Genomic DNA, 20,716 nt, shown 5'->3' with positions numbered 1-20,716 from the left:
ACCACAATATATGGGTGTTACGTGTTTTATTATACGAGCCTCCCAGGCAAAAGTCAAGGGTGAATCCAAAGACATCAAGGATTATTTCCATACTTTTTTCATCCAGTATGCTTGGACACCCTCTAAACGTCCTGAAAAACCCCCGTCACACCCTGTTATCGTTGACTAACCCACATATCCCATGCTATAGTCAGAACCGACAAAGTAGACAAAAATCGGCAAAAACGGTTTTACAAACTTTACAACAAGTTCGTGGGGGAGTAGTGGCGCATACCCATGCGTGGCAAGTCAACATACTGACGACCGGCAGTATCTGCGAAATACAGATATGTCCCGCCGGGACCATCGTCTGGCTTGCCTTAATCAACGAGACTCATGTACGGTTTTTTACTGTGCAGGAGGTCTCTTTTTTATGAAACATCATCCGGTACAGAGAAAATCGGTCTGTATCGGATTTTTTTATTACGGAGGAACACTTTATGAACAATGCATTTTATATGTCCCGGGAGGAACTTTTGCAGGCTACCGGAGCCGACCCGGAGCACGGTCTCAGCGAATCACAAGTTCAGGCGTCCCGGCAAAAATACGGAGCCAACACCTTCGTCCGCACCGGCACCGAATCCATGCTAAAAAGGATCTGGGACGCATCGACAGAACCCATGCTTCTCATGCTCCTCTTCGCTGCCATCATCACTCTGGCAGTCAACATCACCCGCTACTTTACCGGCGGCGAGTACAACTTTCTCGAATGCGCCGGCATCTTTGCAGCCATCTTCCTGTCGGTAGCCATCACCATCGTCACGGAAGGCAAAAGCGCCAAAGCCTTCGAAGCCCTCAGCAAGATCAACGAAGACACCCTGATCAAAGTTCTGCGCGATGGCGAGCCCCAGCTGATCCCTCAGAAAAACATCGTGATCGGGGATATCCTTCTCATTGAAACAGGAGACAAGATCGTAGCAGACGGCAGGCTCATTTCCGGCAATGACCTCTCCGCAGACGAGTCCGCCCTTACCGGCGAAAGCCTCCCGGTCAAAAAAGACGCAACATTCACCTGCCAGAAAAACACCCCTGTCGCAGAGCGGGCCTGCATGCTTTACTCCGGCTGTTTCATCTCCGGCGGCTCAGGCACGATGCTGGTCACCGGCGTCGGCAACGATACCGAATTCGGTCAGATCGCTCAGGAACTTTCCTCCATCGAAAAAACCACCACTCCGCTTCAGGAAAAGCTGGACCGCCTCGGCAAAGGCATCACCATCCTCGGTTCCTCCGCCGCCGCCATCGTGTTCCTGATCCAGATCATCCAGTTCGCCATGAACCACACCATCAGTCTGAACACCGTGTCAGAAGCCTTCATCACCAGCATCGTCCTCATCGTGGCCGCCGTGCCGGAAGGCCTGCCCACCATCGTCGCCGTCTCCCTCGCCCTCAACATCATCAAAATGTCCCGCGAAAACGCTCTGGTCAAAAAGATGATCGCCTGCGAAACCATCGGCTGCGTCAACATCATCTGTTCCGACAAGACCGGCACCCTCACCGAGAACAAAATGACCGTCCAGAAAATCTACGCCGGCGGCAGCCTCCTGGATCCAGAAGACCTTGCCTTTCCTGCAAAAACGCCTGCGGAGGCTTCTTTGCAGCCGAAGGAAGCGAGGACGGCGCGAGAGGCCGACACTTCGGTTGCTGTCGCTGTGGCTTCGGATTCCCCGGCTGCTTTGGAATCCCTGAATTCTCCGGATTCCCAGATCGCCTCCGCTCCGGCAGACGCGCCTTCTGCCATTGACCAGAAAACAGCGCAGACGCTGCTGCGCAACTTCTGCATCAACAGCAGCGCGGATATCACCCGGGAAGACGGCAGCTGGACCTTCATCGGAAATCCGACGGAATGCGCCCTTTTGGTGGCCGCCCGCAAAGCCGGTTCGGATTATCAGCAGCTTCGAAAAGAAGCCGATATCGTTCGCGTTTTTCCGTTCTCCTCACAGAACAAAGATATGAGCACGATTGTAAGCGAAGACGGAAGGCTGGTCCTCTACACCAAGGGAAATCCGGAAAAGATCCTCTCCCTTTGCAGCAACGTATCTGCTGAAGAGACTGCCCATATCCAGAAGCTGATGGAAAACTTCCAGGATAAAGCCGGCCGCCTGCTGGCCTTTGCACACAAAGAACTTGCTTGTTTCAACGGCGAGAAGCAGCAGGAGCTGGAACAGGATCTGCATTATGACGGGTTCGTTGTGATCTCCGACCCACTAAGCCCGGACGTATATGACTCCATCCGCGACTGCCGCCGTGCCGGCATCGAAGTGAAAATGCTGACCGGAGACAATATCCGGACAGCCCGTGCCATCGCGGAGGAACTCCATATGCTGCAGGACGGGCACCTGGCGGTGGAAGCCGCCGAGATCGGCTCCATGTCTGATGAAGAGCTTAAAAAAGCACTGCCAAAAATCAGCGTCATCGCACGAAGCACTCCGCTGATAAAAATGCGCGTCGTAAAGTTATTAAAGGAAGAAAAGAATGTTGTCGCCGTTACGGGAGACGGGATCAACGATGCTCCCGCCATCAAAAATGCCGATGTCGGCATCGCTATGGGGATCGCGGGAACAGAAGTGACGAAAGAAGCCAGCGATATGGTGCTGCTGGACGATTCTTTCTCGACTATTGTCAAAGCCGTTCAGTGGGGGCGCGGGATCTACGAGAATTTCAAGCGGTTCATCCAGTTTCAGCTGACAGTCAATGTTTCCTCTGTCGTGGTCGTGATCGCCTCGATCCTGGCGGGATTCCCGACACCTTTTACCGCTCTTGAGCTCTTGTGGATCAACATCATCATGGATGGTCCTCCGGCGCTGACCCTTGGGCTGGAACCGATCCGGGAAGATCTGCTGAAACATCCGCCAACGAAGCGGAACGCGAATATAATTTCCCGGAAAATGCTGATTCGGATATTCGCCAACGGGATCTTCATTTCCATCGTGTTCATGCTGCAGCATTTCACCAATTTCCTGGGTGCCGCGCAAACGGAGGAAGCAACGGTGCTGTTTACTCTGTTCGTGCTGTTCCAGCTGTTCAACGCATTTAACTGCAGAGAACTGGACGATACGCCCATGTTCAAGAACCTGCTCAACAACAAGCTGATGCTGGGCGTGTTCCTCATTGTGCTGGTATTGCAGTTTCTGATCACTCAGGTGGGAACGGCTGTATTTGAAACGACCCCACTGTCTGCAGCAATGTGGGGGAAGATGCTGCTGACAGCAGGGTCAGTGGTTGTAATCAATGAGATCTGGAAAGGCTTAGCGTATGTGTTTTCTTCGCTGCAGGATCAAAACCGCAACTAACGTACCGGCAGACAAAATCAGAAGACCTGCCCATACTCCAACCGGGCTTTCATCGCCTGTTCCCGGTGCATTTGCAGCTGTGTCTGCGATCCTGACACTATATCTGCCGCCAGCACTTGTGAAGGCAGCAGCATAGTCACCGTCAGAAAAGCGCACAGAATCTTTGCCGTCTTTTTCATATAAATCCTCCTGAAATAAAACTGAAGTAATCAGTACTATGTTTTGATATTAGAGAAGGCAGGTTAAATCCGCAATCCGATATATGTTAAATGTTGATGAGAATTTCTGCGATTAGTCACCATGAATTCCCATTCTACTTTTTGCTTATATTTCTCTGCTCAAATCATAGTTTGGGAAAATTTTTATTCTGCAAAGATCAAAATCATGGAAAAACGACATGCTAAGTTGCTCTTGATGAGGTGTATCTCGTGGTTTCTCTGCGATTATGTAATGAGATCATTATATAATCGCAGCACAGCACCTCGGAACTTTGCTAATACCCACTCAAGATTTCCTACATTCTATGATTATTCCCGAAATATCAAAGCAAATATCATAAAAACGTGCCGGACACCCGGAGATAACGATCCGCTTCCAGCTGCACAAAAAAGAACCACATCTTCTCTCAGACGTGGTTCTTTTTTCATTGCTTCTGGCACCCCTAGCAGGAATCGAACCTGCAACTAACCCTTAGGAGGGGTTTGTTATATCCATTTAACTATAGAGGCTTATTCTGTTTTTTCTCGCCGTCTTCCCAAAAGCAAAACCGGAAATCCTCTGGCAGGGTTTCCGGCTCTTCTGGATCTCGTGGCGTCCCCAGCAGGGATCGAACCTGCAACGAGCCCTTCGGAGGGGCTTATTATATCCATTTAACTATGAGGACTTAACGGGTATTATTTTACCACAGGTATCCGCTCCTTTTCAAGTATCCATATTATACTTTTTGCAAAAGCCGAACAGGAGCCTTTGCAGAAAGCCACAGAAAAAACACCGCCCGCGCCATCAGGTTTACATAAAACCGCAAAAGATCCGTTTAGGAGCCCATCTTGTACTCTTTTTCGTGCAATTTTGTAAGTCGAAACTATTGTTTTTGATTTTTTTTGGTTTTTGCCACAATTTCCTCAAAAAAGAGGTTGCATTTCTTTTTAATGTGTATATAATAGGTGGTGCAAAGAAAAAACAAGAAAAAACAAACCACTTAAGCATAAGATTCAAGGAGGCAAATAGGAAATGAAACTGACAGGATCACAACTGGTTGCTGAGATCTTACTGGAGCATGGTGTTGATACAGTGTTCGGCTATCCGGGCGGAACAGCCCTCAACTTATACGACACGCTGTATGAATACCGCGATAAGATCCGGCACATACTGACGGCTCACGAACAGGGTGCTGCCCACGCTGCTGACGGATATTCCAGAGCAACGGGGAAAACCGGCGTCGTCTTTGCTACCAGCGGCCCCGGAGCAACAAACCTTGTAACGGGAATCGCCACAGCGTTTATGGACAGTATTCCTATGATCGCCATTACAGCTAACGTACCGGACAGTCTGATCGGTCGTGATGCATTCCAGGAAATCTGCATCACCGGCGTTACGATGCCGATCACCAAGCATACATTCTTCGTAAACAAGATCGAAGATCTGGCCGATGCCATGAGAAACGCATTCCGGATTGCCAACAGCGGTCGTAAGGGTCCGGTTCTTATCGATATCACGAAAGATGTTACAGCAGCTAAGATCGACTATAAACCGGCCAAGCCGATGCCGCTCAATCCACCACCGGTATTCAACAAGGAATCCGTACAGGAAGTGGCAGCTATGATCAATGCGGCAGAACGTCCGATCGTCTACTTCGGCGGCGGAGTCGCAGCATCCAAGGCAGGTCCCGAGCTGAGACAGCTGCTGGAAACTGCGGACATCCCGGCCACATATACACTGATGGCTGCCGGGATCCTGGGATATGATAACAAGAGAAACCTGGGACTGATCGGTATGCATGGAAGCATCGCTGCCAACAGAGCAGTCGATCGTGCCGATCTGATCATCGCGCTGGGAGCGAGATTCAGCGACAGAGTTGCACTGAACCCCGAAAAATTCGGCAAGAAAGCTCACAAGATCCAGGTGGATATCGATACAAGCGAAATCAACAAGAACGTCCTCGTAGATGTGGGCATCAGTGCAGATATCAAGGAATTCTTAACAGCACTTCTTCCACTGATCAAGAAAAACGATCATGCAGACTGGGTTTCTCAGTCCACAGAATGGAAGAAGAAAACAGGTGATGTTAAGAGTCAGGATGCAGAACTTCACCCAAGTGAAATCATTCAGAGCATCTGCGATATGACAGATAAAGAAACGATTTATGTAACCGACGTCGGCCAGCATCAGATGTGGGCCGCTCAGTACCTCAAGCACGAGAAGACAGAAGACTTCATTACAAGCGGCGGTCTGGGAACCATGGGATTCGGTTACGGCGCCGCCATCGGCGCACAGATCGGATGTCCGGAAAAGAGAGTCATCCATTTCACAGGAGACGGCTCCTTCCACATGAACCTGAACGAAGCCTGCACGGCAGTAAGTCAGGATCTTCCGATCATCACCGTTATTATGAATAACCGCGTACTGGGCATGGTATATCAGTGGCAGACTTCCTTCTACGGCAAACGTTATGCCGCTACAACGCCGGAGCGTAAAACCAACTTCCCGAAGCTGGCAGAAGCATTCGGAGCAAAAGGTTTCTCCGCTTCCAACCCTGCCGAGTTCGAAGAAGTGTTTAAAAAGGCACTGCAGGAAAAAGGTCCGGTCTGGATCGACTGTGCTATTTCACGAGAAGAACGAGTTCTTCCGATGATCCCGGGTGGCGGAACCATCGAAGACATGATCATAGGATAGGAGGCAGGATCAATGGACAACCAGATAAAAAAAGAAGTTATCAGCATTCTGGTAGATAACCAGGCCAACGTTCTGACGAGAGTCATCAGCCTCTTTGGAAGACGAGGTTTCAATATCGACTCCCTGACGGTATCGACGACCAATGATCCGAAACTTTCCAGGATCACCGTAGTATTCACGGGAACGGAACAGGCACTCCACCAGATCATTTCTCAGACAGCCAAGCTGGAAGTAGTCCGCAAGATCTTCACGCTGGATTCCGCGCACAGCATCTACAGAGAGCTGCTGCTGCTGAAAGTCCACGCTGACAAGACAGAACGTTCTGCGATCAAGGAGATCGTAGAGATCTACCGTGGAAACATCGTCGACCTTTCAAAAGAAAGCCTTATCATCGAGCTGACAGGACATTCCGACAAGATCGACGGCTTCATGGATATGATGAGCTGTTATGACATCGCCGAGGTTTGCCGGACAGGTATCACAGGCATCGGCAGAGGCCCCGGCTGGGACGAAGTGGACGACTAGCCGTAAACTTTAATATGTATACAGGGGAATCGGAGATTCCTTTGCAGAAGGACGAAGGTTCTTCGTAATATAGTATTTTTGCAAAACTTATTTCAAAGGGAATTTAATAGTTAAAGGAGAGAGAACAATGATAAAGAAGTATTATGATCAGGATTGTAATTTAGGTATGTTAGACGGTAAAACAGTTGCTATCATCGGTTTCGGAAGCCAGGGTCACGCTCATGCTATGAACCTGCATGAAAGCGGAGTTGACGTAGTTGTTGGTCTGAGACCGGGTTCCGCTCATACTAAGAAAGCTGAAGCTGCTGGCCTGAAAGTCGTAGGCATCGAAGAAGCTGCTGAAGCTGGCGATATCGTTATGATCCTGACACCGGATGAACTGCAGGCTTCCATCTACAAGAACCAGATCGAAAAGCACATGAAGGAAGGCAATGTCCTGGCTTTCGCACACGGTTTCAATATCCACTTTAATCAGATCCAGCCGGCAGATTACCTGGACGTTATCATGATCGCTCCTAAGGGTCCTGGTCACACTGTAAGAAGCCAGTACGTTGAAGGCAAAGGTGTTCCAAGCCTGATCGCAGTTTATCAGGATGCTTCCGGCAAAGCTAAGGATTACGCTCTGGCATATGCTTCCGGAATCGGCGCAGGTCGTGCAGGAATCCTGGAAACTACATTCAAAGAAGAAACAGAAACAGACCTCTTTGGTGAACAGGCTGTTCTCTGCGGCGGCGTAACAGAACTGATGAAGGCTGGTTTCGATACTCTGGTAGAAGCTGGTTATGCTCCGGAAATGGCTTACTTCGAATGTATCCACGAAATGAAGCTGATCGTAGACCTGATCAACGAAGGCGGTTTCGACAAGATGAGATACTCCATCTCCAACACTGCTGAATACGGCGACTACAGAACAGGCAAGAGACTGATCACAGAAGATACAAGAAAAGAAATGAAGCAGGTTCTGACTGAAATCCAGGATGGTACGTTCGCAAGCGAATTCATTCAGGAATTCAATGCCGGCGGTAAGGCTAAGTTCCTGGCCACGAGAAAGATGGAAGCTTCCCATCTGCTTTGCTCCGTTGGTGCTGAACTGAGAAAGATGATGAGCTGGTTGAAGAAATAGGCAGTTTGCCTGATTGCCGCAAAGATTATAGCAAAGAATTGCTCTTTTCCAGCGACAGGTCCTCGGTGCTTCCTGCTGACGCATTCTACGGAATCACCTGCGGAAGTCGCTTTCAAAGAGCGATTCTTTGAAAAAACTTCGCAACACGCAAACAGCTTATTCTAACATTTAAAATGAAGGAAAGTGGCGGCGGCGTTTCCGCCGCCGCTTTTTTATAAATAAACGCAAACGTCCCGGAACCGGTCAGGACCACAGGCAGCGCACGCAGTTTTGCAGAACTCGAACCAGACCCCGGAACGGAAAGGAAAATGGAAATGAGAAGTGATAAAGTAACCAAGGGCATAGAACGCGCTCCTATGCGGAGTTTGTTCTATGCAATGGGATATACGAAAGAAGAACTGGAACGTCCACTGATCGGTGTCGTTTCCGCCAAAAGCGAAATCGTTCCAGGTCATATGCACCTGGACAAGGTAGCTGAGGCCGTAAAGGCCGGCGTCCGCATGGCAGGCGGCACACCGATCGAGGTGCCATCCATTGGCGTCTGCGATGGGATAGCCATGGGACATGTAGGCATGAAATACAGTCTGCCAAGCAGAGAGCTGATCGCAGACAGCGTGGAAACCATGACCATGGCTCACGCATTCGATGGGCTCGTACTGGTTCCAAACTGTGATAAGATCGTACCCGGCATGATCATGGCAGCTGTTCGCATGAATATCCCTGCCGTTGTCTGCTCCGGAGGTCCGATGATGTCCGGGCTTGTAAAAGGCGAAGAAACCAGCCTTTCTAAGATGTTTGAAGCAGTCGGCGCAAGAAAAGCCGATATCATCGATGATGATGATCTTCTGGAATTCGAACAGAATGTATGCCCTGGCTGCGGATCATGCTCCGGTATGTATACGGCAAACAGCATGAACTGCCTCTCTGAAGCGGTCGGCATCGCACTTCCCGGAAACGGCACGATCCCGGCAGTGGACAGCGGGCGGATCCGTCTGGCAAAACACGCCGGAATGGCTATCATGAACCTGGTGGAAAAGGACATCAAGGCACGGGATATCATCAACGAAAAGTCCCTGCGCAACGCTCTGGCCTGCGATATGGCTCTGGGCTGTTCCTCCAACAGTGTACTCCATCTGCTGGCCATCGCCAACGAAGCAGGCGTACATCTTGACCTGAACATCTTCAACGAATTCAGCGCCAAAGTTCCAAACCTCTGCCACCTGGCTCCTGCCGGCAGCACTCACATGCACGATCTGAACCGCGCAGGCGGTCTGATGGCAGTATTCAGCGAACTGGACAAAAAGGGACTCATCGACAAGAGTCTCATCACAGCAACCGGAAAAACCGTAGGCGAAAACTTTGCAGGAGCACACGTAAAAGACTACGATATCATTCGTCCGATCGACAAACCATACAGCGAAACCGGCGGTATTGCCGTTATGTGGGGCAACATCGCACAGGACGGCTGCGTAGTAAAGAGAAGTGCAGTCGCTCCGGAAATGCTTTCCCACACCGGTCCGGCCAGAGTATTTGACAGCGAAGAAGACGCCATCGAAGCCATCTACACCGGTAAAATCGTGGACGGCGACGTTGTTGTCATCCGCTATGAAGGTCCTAAGGGCGGTCCGGGAATGCGTGAAATGCTCAACCCGACCAGCGCTCTCGCCGGCATGAAGCTGGACAAAACGGTCGCTCTGATCACTGACGGCAGATTCAGCGGTGCAAGTCGCGGGGCCTCCATCGGACACGTTTGTCCGGAAGCTGCTGCCGGCGGCAACATCGGACTGCTGCAGGAAGGCGACATCATCGAAATCGACATCCCGAACTCCAAGATCAACGCTCAGGTTTCTGACGAGGAGTTCGATGCACGTCGCAAGGATCACGTGGCTCCGCCATCCAAGGCAACCAGCGGCTGGCTGGCAAGATACCAGCGCAACGTTTCCGCATCCTGCAAAGGCGCGGTCATGGAATAAAGGATCGCTGCAAAGCCTTCGGTACAAGGATTTCGGCATGCGGCCGGCTGACAGCGCTTGCTGATGCTTCTTGCTGGCGGCACCAAAGGCTGGCGACGACCGACCAGCGCGGCGATTATAAGTGTATAAAAATGAACAAACGATAAGTAAAGGAACCCCGGAAGATGCACGATATGATATGCATCTTCTGGGGTTCCTCGATTCTATAATATTATATAGGCCAGTCTGCCGGGCGGTTCCGCTACCGGGCCTTGAACTGCTACCGGGCTTTGAACCGCCTTGCCGATCGACTCATCCATTTATCCACGAGCCGGACATCATCCGCCTTTACGCTTCCTTACACATTCGCTTAGCAGGTATTCCACCTGCCCGTTGATGGAGCGGAAGTCCTCCTCTGCCCAGGCTGCGATCTCATTCCAAAGAGTCGGGGAAAGGCGGAGCACCATCTGTTTCTTGGCCTTATCCTTTTCTTTCAGGCTTTTTTCTTTCGCCCTGACCGCCTTTTCTTTTTCTTTCAGTTCACGCTCCAGAGCCTTGAGTTTTTCCAGCCGCTGCTGCAGTTGTTCTTCTTTCTTACTGTAATCTTCTGCCACGACGACACCCCTTTGACCAGTGTTTCGTTATTGCTCTAATACAAGCTTCCGCTGTTAACAACAGGCTGTGCTTCCTTATCTCCGCAAAGCACTACCAGTAAATTCGATACCATCGCAGCCTTACGCTCATCGTCCAGCAGGATCAAGTCATCTTTCTCAAGACGATCCAGCGCCATATGAACCATTCCGACTGCACCCTCTACGATCTGTTCTCTCGCTGCGATCGTCGCCGCCGCCTGCTGCCGCTTCAGCATTGCCGCTGCGATTTCCTCCGCATATGCCAGATGAGTGATCCTCACTTCGAGGATCTCTATGCCGGCGTCAAAAGTCTTCTCCTGTAGTTCAGACTTCATCTTTTCTGCGATTTCCAGGCTGGATCCTCTCAGCGTCATCTCACTGTCATCGTCCCTCATCGTATCGTACGGGTACATCCTCGCTGAATTTCTGATAATAGAATCACACTGAGTCGAAAGATATTCGAAGTAGTTCTCCACATTGAATACAGCCTTGGTCGGATCCGCCACCTTCCAGATGACCACTGAACCGATGATGACCGGATTACCATCCACATCATTGACTTTCTGCTGTGCATTGTTGAGTGTCATGGTTTTCGTGGAAACCTTCCTGCCTCGTGTCTTAGAGGAAGCCTTCACAGTTTTGCCTTTTTTTAAAGCTTCGCCCAGATCCTGGGATGTTTCTTCCTGCAAAGCACCTGCCGTCGGATTAAATGCAGTGCAAAACGGATTCACAAAGAAGAACCCGGCATTTTTGATAGTGCCATGATATTTACCGAACAAAGTCAGTACCAGCGCTTCATTCGGATTGACCACCTTAAGTCCGGCGAACATGATACAAAATAGAACAAAAAGCAGCACACCGATGACAACTCCCAGCCCTCCTGCTGCACCATAAAACATAAGCGGACTGATGACGCACAACAGCATACTGAACAGGATCCCTGCAATATTGATGATGAGCATCAGCATTCCGGACACCGGATGCAGTTCCTTCTCTGTAATGTTGGTCGTAATGATGTTATTCGTATTATCCATACTCATACCCTCCCATCTAAAATCTCCTCTTTGAGATTTCGGTCACATGTATGTGATATCATTTTGATATCACAATTATATCACCTTCACTCACGGTGTCAAGAGGAATTTGTACAGCAGGCAGGATTTGAACTCGAACACGTCTTGACGTTGTACCGACTTATGCTATAATAAAATCAAGAGGAAACCGTAAAACGGTTAGCCGAATAGTCTTTTTGAGACCGTCTTCAGCTGCACACTGGAAGGCGGTCATTCTTTTTCAGGTCCTTTGCAATACGATTCAACGATTCCATGTGCCCTTTGGAAAGTCTGCTGAGATGGAGCCCGTCAGCATTCATCCTAACTGCTTCGAAATCCAAGATTAACGATGAAACGCCCTCTAATTCATGCTCCTTACAAAGGCGTTCATCCTTATTTTGAGATATTGCGATTTCAGGATGAAAAACCGCCTAAAGATTTCCATTTTTTCATCCTGACTCGCACCAGCTATATCATTGGATCAAAAAATCAAGATGATCTTCCGACATAAAAATATCTCCAACCATACAACTACGGCTGGAGATAGAAAATTTTGTTTTTTCATCGGTCTACTTGACAGGGAGCATATCAATCGTTAATGCGACAGCCCCTCTTATCTTTTTAAATGATCAGCTCACACAGCCTTGTCTACCGCAGTCTGAAGGAATGCATATAGTCACAAGGCTCCGTATAGAATATGTGCTGTCCACCGAGGTATTTCTTGATCTCAAGATCGGCAAGGCCTTTGCCCACTCTGTAGTAAGTCGGCATGTCTTCCCACTGCGGTTCATAGAACTTGACCGTGCCTTTGCAGAACTGAGCCTGCGGCGGCTTGACTTCCCACTTGTAATCAGCAGGTTTTTCCCATTTCTTCGGGTTGAATACAGGGTACTCTGCATCCGGAACAGTGATGTCATCTACTGACGGGATGTATCTGTAGTTCATCTTGCCCTGGCTTTGTGCAGCCAGATCCATCATCCGTTTCGGATCTTCCGCTTCGCCGTTAAGATCCAGCTGCAGATCCATAAATTTGAAATCCCAGCTGTAAGCTCTTGCCGTGCACTTACCTTCATAGTGACCAAATTTCGGCATATCTGCATAGATCTTGCTGTACCCGATACCATCACGACCAGCTACGATAGGATCTGCATGATTTTCGAACATGACCAGAACCAGATCGCCGTCCAGATCATCACGTTCACCCTTGAAATGTACGGGTGTGGAAATGTTGATCAGAGTATAGGAATGACCGGCCAGCCAGCCGATATCATTGAATTCGCATGCCTGTACGCTGATCACAGGAGCATTGGATGTAAAGCATTCCGGAAGCAGTGCATCTACCTGTTCCTGATTCGTTTCAAACGATACTCCCAGACACTCTACATTAGAAGGCTGGTGAAGCATACGCTTTCCTTCCATGCTCTGCATAGTTGTTGTCGGTCCGAAGAATACCGGCTGCATATAAAACTTATCTTTTTCAAATTTGAATGCCATAACGATCTCTCCTTTCATACCAAAAGCACTTCCGCGCTTCATTTTCTGACTTTTCTTTATCTTCATTATACACCCGTATGTATCAAATTCAAGACATCTTGTGTGACGTTTTGATGTTTTTTTAACAATCTTTCCGTTCGAACACGTCTTGACGTTGTACTGACTTATGCTATAATAAAATCAAGAGGAAACCGTAAAACGGTTAGCCGAATTTTTTCAGATGACTGCCTTCGGCTATCAAATGAAAGGCAGTCATTTAATTTCCCGCACTATTCGGTACAGGATCAGTAGATAAATTACACCAAAAATGTAATCCATCATACCAACCACCTCCTTTTAGGCTAATCCCAACGGATCCCCTTTAGGGTGTGGCTAACCGCTTTCACTTGCTCCTCTTGATTGGTTTATTATATAATTTTTGTTATTATTTGTAAAGTCTTTTAAGGGAAAAAATACAGCTCGCGCCATATTCCAAAGCGCGAGCTTTTGTATCGTTATCGCTCTTCAAATCTACTGCGGCTTCACCTGCTTAGCGTCGGTACGTTTGCCCACAATAAAGAATCTGCCGTTCTTCTCGTGATAGGCACAGGTGGAAAGAGTCACCAGCTGATCACCGTATTCTGCAGAAACGCCGGTGTTGTACTCTGACAGCTCCTTGACCCCTTTAAGATACTCATTAAAGTCAGACCGGGATGTGATCCCCGCATACTGGTAATACTTGAACGCATCGGAATCCCCCGGATAGATCTTGGAGTAACCGGCTGCTATGATTTCGTAGGTGCCCTGTCCGCCTTTGTAGATCGTATCAAATCGAAAGGTTTTGTGCTCCTGATAAAAAGACTTGTCTTTGTACTTGAGCATATCGTGGAACATGGTTCCATTCTTCATATTGTGCCCATAGATCAGGAAGTTGGATGTCGGCACGAAAATATCACTGGACGCATCCATAAACGGAACGCCAGCTGTCGCATGCTCCTTCTGAAAATTACGTCTCAGATAGAATTCCGGATCATCCTGTGTCTGCATGACCGGATAATCGATCTTGGTTCCGTCCACCGTGATCCATCCGATGATATCGCTGTTCGCCTCATACAGATCCACATACTTGCCGATGACCGTTCCCTTGTCGGTTTTCATATCCTCCCGCTCCGTCTTTAGCTTTGCCAGATCCTCAAGACTGCTCTGTTCCCGCATTCCTGTCAGAAAATAATTGAGCAGCATGCCCGCTGATCCTACAAACACGATAAGACAGAGCACGAAAACGATTTTTCTTCCTAAACTCATATTCAGGCCCTCTACAATTCTTTCTGCAAAGCTCTTTTAGAAAGAGTCTGCTCCTGCCAGTTCTACTCCGCTTGCCTTCAGCACTTCCTCCGCTTTTGCAGCATCACTGGTTTTCATCATGATGATGGCTTTTCCTTCTGCAGATTTGATGGTGGAATAAATGTAGTTCACGGCAATGCCGGCCTCTGCCAGTACCGCCAGAACTTTGTGCAGACCACCCGGCTTGTCTTCCAGGGATACACCTGTCACTTCGGAAATGCTTGCGGAAAATCCGTTTTCAACCAGGATCTTCACTGTTTTTTCCGGTTCTTCAACGATGCAGCGCAGAATGCCGAAATCTACGGTCTCTGCGATGGTGCTTGCCTTCAGATCGATGTTGTTGTCTGTCAGGATCTTCGTCAGGTCAGCCAGTCTCCCTACTGTATTTTCTACGAATACAGATACCTGTTTTACTATCATGGAGTTCCTCCTTTTCTTCGTCCGGCCAGCGGCCGGCTTTCCAGAATCAATCACTTAACCGAGATTTCTCGTATCTTCTACTCTGACAGCCTTGCCTTCACTTCTAGGCAGCGTGCCTTCGTTGAGAAGCTTTACTTTGCATCCGATGCCCAGCATATCGCGGAGCGCATGTTCGATGCGGCCTCTCAGAGCTTCTACAAACGCAATGTCTTCAATTGCCAGCCCTTCCGCCAGTTCTACCGCCAGCTCGAATGTGTCGGTATTGTTTTCTCTGCCAACGTACAGCTTGTAGTTCATGGTCAATTCCTTGAACTCGGCAATAACCGTTTCTACCTGGGACGGGAATACGTTGACGCCGCGGATGATCAGCATGTCGTCGGTACGTCCGAATACACGGCTCATACGCACTGTCGTTCTTCCGCACGCACACTTGTCTCTCATAAGATAACAGATGTCACGAGTCCTGTATCTGATCATCGGCATGCCTTCCTTGCCCAGCGTCGTGATGACCAGTTCGCCTTTCTCGCCATCCGGCAGCACTTCCAGCGTATCCGGGTCGATGATTTCTACATAGAAGTAGTCTTCCTGTACGTGCATCCCTGCATTTTCCTCACAGCTCATGGATACTCCCGGACCCATGATTTCAGAAAGTCCGTAAATATCATAAGCGCGGATACCCAGACCCTCTTCGATCTTGTCGCGCATGCTCTGCGTCCACGGCTCTGCGCCGAATATTCCTGCAGAAAGATTCAGTTCTTCCGGTTTGATCCCAACCTTCTTCACACCTTCCGCGATAGTCAGTGCATAGGACGGTGTGCAGCAAAGGATATCGCTCTTCATATCCTGTAAAAAAGTGATCTGTTTCTGCGTATTTCCGCTGCTCATCGGGATAACAGTCGCCCCGATGGTTTCTGCTCCAAGGTGTGCTCCCATCCCACCAGTGAAAAGTCCGTACCCATAGGAAACGTGTACCACGGATTCCTGAGACGCTCCAGCCATCGTCATGCCTCTTGCTACGCATTCACCCCACAGATCAAGATCGTTTCTGGTGTAGCCTACGATCTTAGGCTTGCCGGTCGTACCGGAAGATGCGTGGATCCTCACGATATCTTTCATCGGCTCGGCAAAAAGTCCCGTCGGGTAATTGGCTGCAATGTCTTCTTTTGTAATAAATGGAAGTTTCGTGATGTCATCCAGAGACTTGATATCTTCCGGTTTCACACCGGCTTCATCCATCTTATTCCGATAGTGCGATACGTTATCATACGCGTGCTTTACGGTCTTCTTCAGTTTCTCCAGCTGAACGGACCGCATGGTGTCGCGATCCGCACATTCCATTTTCTCGTTCCAAATCATGGTTCAGTTGTTTCCTTTCGATTGTAATTTATATTAAGCGTTTCTGCCCAGAGCGAACGCTTTTTTGTTGAGTTCTACGAATTTAGGTTTCACATTTTCTTCGATGACTTTGATCCACGCTTCTTCGTCAAACGGCAGCTCACGGGACGCTGCACCCAGCAGAACTACATTGACAGCTTTGACACTGCCGCATTCTTCCGCAATGGAAAGAGCATCCAGTGCTTTAACAGCTCCCGCATGTTCTTCCAGAGTTTCCATGATGTGCTCCGGATATTTGGCCTTGCCCATGATGACAGGCATCGGCAGGATCTTCTGTGTATTCACATAGATCGTTCCGCCCTTTTTCAGATACGGCAGCCACCGGTACGCTTCCAGTTCTTCAAAAGCAATGATCACGTCGGCATCCCCTTCTTCGATGAGCGGAGAGCTTACAGTACCTTCACTGATCTTTACATGAGTCACAACACTTCCGCCTCTCTGTGCCATACCATGTACTTCAGAAAGCTTTACATCATACCCCTTGGAAAGTCCCAGATTGCCTAACAGTACGCTGGCCAGCAGAGTCCCCTGTCCGCCAACGCCTACGATCAGTATATTCGTCTGTTTCATTTATTTGTCCTCCTTTCTGGTCTGCGTCATTTCGATCGCATCGAAAGGACATACTCTAGCACAAAGGTCGCAGCCCACACAGCTTTCTGGAACGATGTACGGTTTACCGTCGCGTTCTTCGATTGCCGGGCAGCCGATCTTCATGCACATTTTGCAGTTCTTGCATTTATCCGTCACTTCGTACGGAATATCCGGCTGTTTTACGATCAGCGCGCAAGGTCTCTTCGTAATGATCACCGAAAGAGCATCGCGCTCGGTTTCTTCTTTGATGAGCTTTTCCAGTCCCTTTACATCAAACGGGTCGATCTCCGTTACGTGTTCTACTCCGCAGGCTCTGCAAAGGGTAGCGATATCGATTGCCGGTGCCGGTTCGCCCTTGGCGTTTCTGCCAGTGTTCGGGTTGTCTTGGTGACCGGTCATGCCTGTGATCCTGTTGTCCAGGATGATGACGGTTCCTTTCGCTGCGTTGTAGTTCATATTTACCAGACCGGTGATACCGGAGTGGAAGAAGGTGGAGTCGCCCAGTACGGCAACTGTGTTCTTGCTGCTTCCAACGGCTTTTTCAAATCCGTGAGCCATGGTTATGGAGCCGCCCATGCAAAGGCATGCGTCCATAGCTGACGTCGGCGGCAGCGCGCCCAGCGTATAGCAGCCGATATCTCCCAGAACAGTAGTCTTCAGCTTGCTCAGCACGTGGAACAGTCCTCTGTGCGGACATCCGGCACAAAGAAGCGGCGGTCTTCCAGCTGCTTCTGCCGGGGACGGATCTTCTCCTGCTCCCGGCGCATTCGCATCTGCTGCAGCCTCTGCTACCGGACGGCCGAAGGCCTTTCTGATCATGTTGGCGCTGTATTCACCCTGAATGGTGAACAGATCCTTGCCGCCTGCCAGTTTGATCCCCATTGCCCGGATCTGTTCTTCAAAGAACGGGTCACCCTCTTCGATGACATACAGCTGGTCTACTTTTGCTGCAAAGGCTTCGATCATGGCTTTCGGGATCGGATTGATCATGCCCATTTTCAGTATGCTTACTTCCGGCAGCGCTTCTTTGACATACTGATAGCAGATGCCGCTTGTGATGATGCCGATCTTCGTATCGTTGAGTTCAATAATGTTGAGAGGCAGGCTATCAGCTTCTCCGGCCGCGGCGTCGGCCTTCATGCCGAGAGTGATGTCCGCCGTGTCCTTTGCGATCCTATCCATACGCTGCTCCTGTGCGATATGCAGTTTTCTGGCCATCGCCGGCATTGCCACGTACTTCTGGATGTTCTTTTCATACGGGATACGATCTTTTTCAGTTCTTTCGCCCAGCTCAACGATCCCGCGGGAATGTGATACTCTCGTGTTGGAACGGAGCAGAACTACCGTATCGTATTTCTCACTGATTTCGTATGCCAGTTTCAGATAATCCTTACATTCCTGCGCGTTGGACGGTTCGAGGACCGGAACGCCTGCACTCTTGCCATAGTATCTGGAGTCCTGTTCGTTCTGGCTGGAATGACAGCCGTTATCGTCAGCTACCAGTACTACTGCGCCGCCGGTCACTCCTGTATATGCTGCAGTAAAAAACGGGTCAGCCGCTACGTTCAATCCTACGTGTTTCATGCAGGAAAGGGAACGCACGCCGCCGATGGAAGCGCCGACTGCAACTTCTACACCGACTTTTTCGTTAGGTGCCCATTCTACGTATATCTCATCATATTTCGCCGCATTTTCCGTGACCTCGGTACTTGGTGTTCCCGGATAGGAAGAAACGACTTTTACACCTGCTTCATAAGCTCCTCTTGCAAAGGCTTCATTGCCCAGCATGATTTTCTTTTCCATTACCTCATTATCTACCTTTCTGTTGCTAGTTGCGATATATGCCTGCTTGCGGGGCAGTGACTGCCGGGGCGTGACTATCTGCAGGCCCATCGCCTGACGCCCGGATCCACTGCTACGAGCATACTATTGTTATCATACCATAAAATCATTCTTATTTACATAGGCTGGAGGAATAAAATGTGGGAAATCAACACACAAAAAGAGACCTGCATGAGGCCTCTCCTTGCTGTTGATTACTTATTATTGAGATCGTCTTTAGTTTGCTTTTCTTCTGCGTGCAAAGCCGACTGCTCCCGCTCCTGCCAGTGCCAGCAGAGCCGCGCCTGCGATCAGCCCGATCGGGAACTCATCACCGGTCTTGGCTGTTTTGCCGGTTTTGCCTGCTTTTCCCTGATTATTATTATCTCCCGGAGTCGTCGGAGCAGCAGGCTGCTCTTCCTTTTCCTTTACTGTGACCGTAATGGTCTTCGTTCTGGAAGCCCCGTCTTTGTCTGTTACCTTATACGTAACAGAATAAGTGCCTGCCTTTGCAGTATCAACTGTGTTTTCGATAACATCGATCTTGTCAGTAAGATCTCCATCTTCCGCATCGTTTGCTGTTACATCTTTCTTCGGGTCGAATGTGTCGCCAACCATGACCATTTTATCCTCGGCATTGATCGTCGGCGGAGTATTGATGACTACTGCATACGGGGAGAATCTCCACGTGCCGGTGAATGTCTGGTTGTCTGTGAGCGAGTCGATCCCTGCCGGTTTCCAGCCTTCAAACGTCCATATCCCATCCACTGCCTTCACGCTGTCCTTCGATAACGTCGGCGGAGTCACTTTCATTCCATGCTCCTTGGATTCTGCTTCTGGAAGCAACTCATTTACTTCATTCGGAAGGTCCTTATTTGTTTTGCTGACGAATTCATAAGAAACGGTATAAACCTTGTTTTTAAACGTCACCTGGATCTTATGCGGCGCTGTCACATTGCGGAACATATATGTGAAATCTTCTTTTCCCGCTGCATCAGAAACAGTCTGTCCGTCCACGGTAAGAGAATCTATCATTTTCCCCTTAGCGGCAGTGACTGTATACGACTTGTTTCCGCCATATTCAACTTCTTTTTTTCCGACATCCGTGATTGCTCCTCCTTCACCGGCTCCAGCCGTGATCGTAGGGTTGAAATTCGCATAAATCTCGTAGGTGATTTTATTCCACACTGTTTCCCCTGTGGTAGTCAGTCTGTTCACGGAGATGGTCTGAGCTGTACCATTGTAAGGGGTTCTCCAATCCAAACTATGCTGGGAGAAGGAATATCTCTTCCCAAAAAAATTATCGGTACGGTTGCCTAAATCTCTTCCTTTAAATAACTGTTTGTAGGTCCAGCCTTTCCAGACCCAGTCCTCCTTAAGGTTTGCCTGGTATTGTCTGAACCCGCTTCCCTGCAGGAAAGATGAGGCTGAGCTTTTACCTGTTAAAGTTACTGTTCCCCCCCCTTTCGTAGCATACACATGAATTTCCGCGTCTGCAACAATAGTCTGCATACCGGGCACTTTTTCATAGCGATCCGAATTTCCGGCAAAAGCGGCCTGCGGCGCGATAGAAACCATCACGGCCAAAGATAGAATTGCAGCCAGTGCTTTTTTGATTCCTTTCATTTGAACTTTCTCCTTTTTCACATATAAAATTCACACTTTTTAACGTATTAAAAGTATGCAAAGTGTATCAGAAAACCCTTGTGTTTTCAATGTTTTTCCGCGATTTTCCCGCAAAAAATTTGATACCCTCCCCCCGTATTAAAATTAGGGTTAAATTAGGGTTATTTTCGGGGGTTTGATATATGATTCTAACGCCGCAAAGCAGGTGCGGCTTACCACCCGTATCTTTGATTCACGAACACACAAAAAGAGACCAGTAATTGGTCTCTTCAGACTGTAGACAAAAGCCCGACCTTAGAAATAAGGTGTCGGGCTTTTTCTATATCCATATTAAATTCCCAATAAATGGAGACTTCCTGAATAACGTTGATAAAAACCGCATGACTGATACTCCCAGCGAATCCATTTTATCTCGACTCTCTAGTATCCTGACCAGCTTTTTCATATTCATGCAGGCAAAGGTAAGCCCAACTTTCATCCGCATCTTCTTTTTCCCGATCAACTGCGTATACCTCATGCCATGATGCTCTTTTGCTGTACC

Annotated in this window: 16 protein-coding genes and 2 tRNA genes; 5 read left to right on the top strand and 13 right to left on the bottom strand. The window is 49.0% G+C overall.

Features of this window, described 5'->3' with window-relative positions; genetic code table 11:
- Positions 1–479: 479 nt before the first annotated feature.
- Complete coding sequence (locus tag H8876_RS04125) at positions 480–3,329, top strand: cation-translocating P-type ATPase (RefSeq protein WP_249286647.1); 2,850 nt, start codon at positions 480–482, stop codon at positions 3,327–3,329.
- 17 nt (positions 3,330–3,346) lie between these two features.
- Here the strand turns inward: H8876_RS04125 and H8876_RS04120 are convergent, their stop codons facing one another.
- The 3 genes from H8876_RS04120 to H8876_RS04110 all read right to left on the bottom strand — a co-directional run bounded on the left by H8876_RS04120 (position 3,347) and on the right by H8876_RS04110 (position 4,212).
- Entirely contained in the window at positions 3,347–3,508 is a 162-nt protein-coding gene (locus tag H8876_RS04120; protein ID WP_177265843.1) for a hypothetical protein, read from the bottom strand.
- Between the two features lie 474 nt (positions 3,509–3,982).
- Positions 3,983–4,057 (bottom strand) — tRNA-Arg (locus H8876_RS04115).
- Between the two features lie 80 nt (positions 4,058–4,137).
- Positions 4,138–4,212, bottom strand: a tRNA-Arg gene (locus tag H8876_RS04110).
- 347 nt (positions 4,213–4,559) lie between these two features.
- Here H8876_RS04110 and ilvB point away from each other — a divergent pair.
- The 4 genes from ilvB (at position 4,560) to ilvD (ending at position 9,842) form a co-directional block, all read left to right on the top strand.
- Complete coding sequence (gene ilvB, locus H8876_RS04105; protein WP_249286646.1) at positions 4,560–6,221, top strand: biosynthetic-type acetolactate synthase large subunit; 1,662 nt, start codon at positions 4,560–4,562, stop codon at positions 6,219–6,221.
- 12 nt (positions 6,222–6,233) lie between these two features.
- Positions 6,234–6,746 carry an acetolactate synthase small subunit gene (ilvN, locus tag H8876_RS04100; RefSeq protein ID WP_177265845.1) on the top strand — a complete coding sequence of 171 codons (513 nt, stop codon included), beginning with the start codon at positions 6,234–6,236 and terminating at the stop codon, positions 6,744–6,746.
- 127 nt (positions 6,747–6,873) lie between these two features.
- On the top strand, positions 6,874–7,869 hold the full coding sequence (ilvC, locus tag H8876_RS04095) for a ketol-acid reductoisomerase (protein WP_177265846.1): 996 nt from the start codon (positions 6,874–6,876) through the stop codon (positions 7,867–7,869).
- 314 nt (positions 7,870–8,183) lie between these two features.
- On the top strand, positions 8,184–9,842 hold the full coding sequence (gene ilvD, locus H8876_RS04090; protein ID WP_177265237.1) for a dihydroxy-acid dehydratase: 1,659 nt from the start codon (positions 8,184–8,186) through the stop codon (positions 9,840–9,842).
- Between the two features lie 317 nt (positions 9,843–10,159).
- Here ilvD and H8876_RS10220 read toward each other — a convergent pair whose 3' ends face one another.
- From H8876_RS10220 to H8876_RS04040, 10 genes are all read right to left on the bottom strand, one after another.
- On the bottom strand, positions 10,160–10,435 hold the full coding sequence (locus H8876_RS10220) for a type II toxin-antitoxin system antitoxin (RefSeq protein WP_346727834.1): 276 nt from the start codon (positions 10,433–10,435) through the stop codon (positions 10,160–10,162).
- Between the two features lie 35 nt (positions 10,436–10,470).
- Positions 10,471–11,487, bottom strand: coding sequence for an SPFH domain-containing protein (locus H8876_RS04080; RefSeq protein ID WP_249286645.1), 1,017 nt, complete (start codon positions 11,485–11,487; stop codon positions 10,471–10,473).
- Between the two features lie 666 nt (positions 11,488–12,153).
- Positions 12,154–12,999 carry an acetoacetate decarboxylase family protein gene (locus H8876_RS04075; RefSeq protein WP_249286644.1) on the bottom strand — a complete coding sequence of 282 codons (846 nt, stop codon included), beginning with the start codon at positions 12,997–12,999 and terminating at the stop codon, positions 12,154–12,156.
- A gap of 510 nt (positions 13,000–13,509) precedes the next feature.
- Positions 13,510–14,283, bottom strand: a complete 774-nt coding sequence (srtB, locus tag H8876_RS04070) for a class B sortase (protein ID WP_249286643.1) — start codon at positions 14,281–14,283, stop codon at positions 13,510–13,512.
- 36 nt (positions 14,284–14,319) lie between these two features.
- Positions 14,320–14,742, bottom strand: coding sequence for an ACT domain-containing protein (locus H8876_RS04065; RefSeq protein WP_177265240.1), 423 nt, complete (start codon positions 14,740–14,742; stop codon positions 14,320–14,322).
- A 54-nt stretch (positions 14,743–14,796) separates the two neighbouring features.
- Positions 14,797–16,098, bottom strand: coding sequence for a phenylacetate--CoA ligase family protein (locus H8876_RS04060; protein ID WP_249286642.1), 1,302 nt, complete (start codon positions 16,096–16,098; stop codon positions 14,797–14,799).
- A 33-nt stretch (positions 16,099–16,131) separates the two neighbouring features.
- Entirely contained in the window at positions 16,132–16,707 is a 576-nt protein-coding gene (locus tag H8876_RS04055) for an indolepyruvate oxidoreductase subunit beta (RefSeq protein WP_249286641.1), read from the bottom strand.
- Complete coding sequence (iorA, locus tag H8876_RS04050; protein ID WP_249286640.1) at positions 16,708–18,531, bottom strand: indolepyruvate ferredoxin oxidoreductase subunit alpha; 1,824 nt, start codon at positions 18,529–18,531, stop codon at positions 16,708–16,710.
- Between the two features lie 255 nt (positions 18,532–18,786).
- Positions 18,787–20,175: an immunoglobulin-like domain-containing protein gene (locus H8876_RS04045; protein ID WP_249286639.1), complete on the bottom strand. Its 1,389-nt coding sequence runs from the start codon at positions 20,173–20,175 to the stop codon at positions 18,787–18,789.
- 319 nt (positions 20,176–20,494) lie between these two features.
- Positions 20,495–20,716: transposase (locus H8876_RS04040; RefSeq protein ID WP_346727832.1), on the bottom strand; the 222-nt coding region annotated here is incomplete at its 5' end.

Source organism: Lentihominibacter faecis, from assembly GCF_014306095.1.
GTDB classification, from domain to species: domain Bacteria; phylum Bacillota; class Clostridia; order Peptostreptococcales; family Anaerovoracaceae; genus Lentihominibacter; species Lentihominibacter faecis.
The sequence above is the reverse complement of the archived record's forward strand: the minus strand, read 5'-3'. Positions and strand labels throughout refer to the sequence as shown.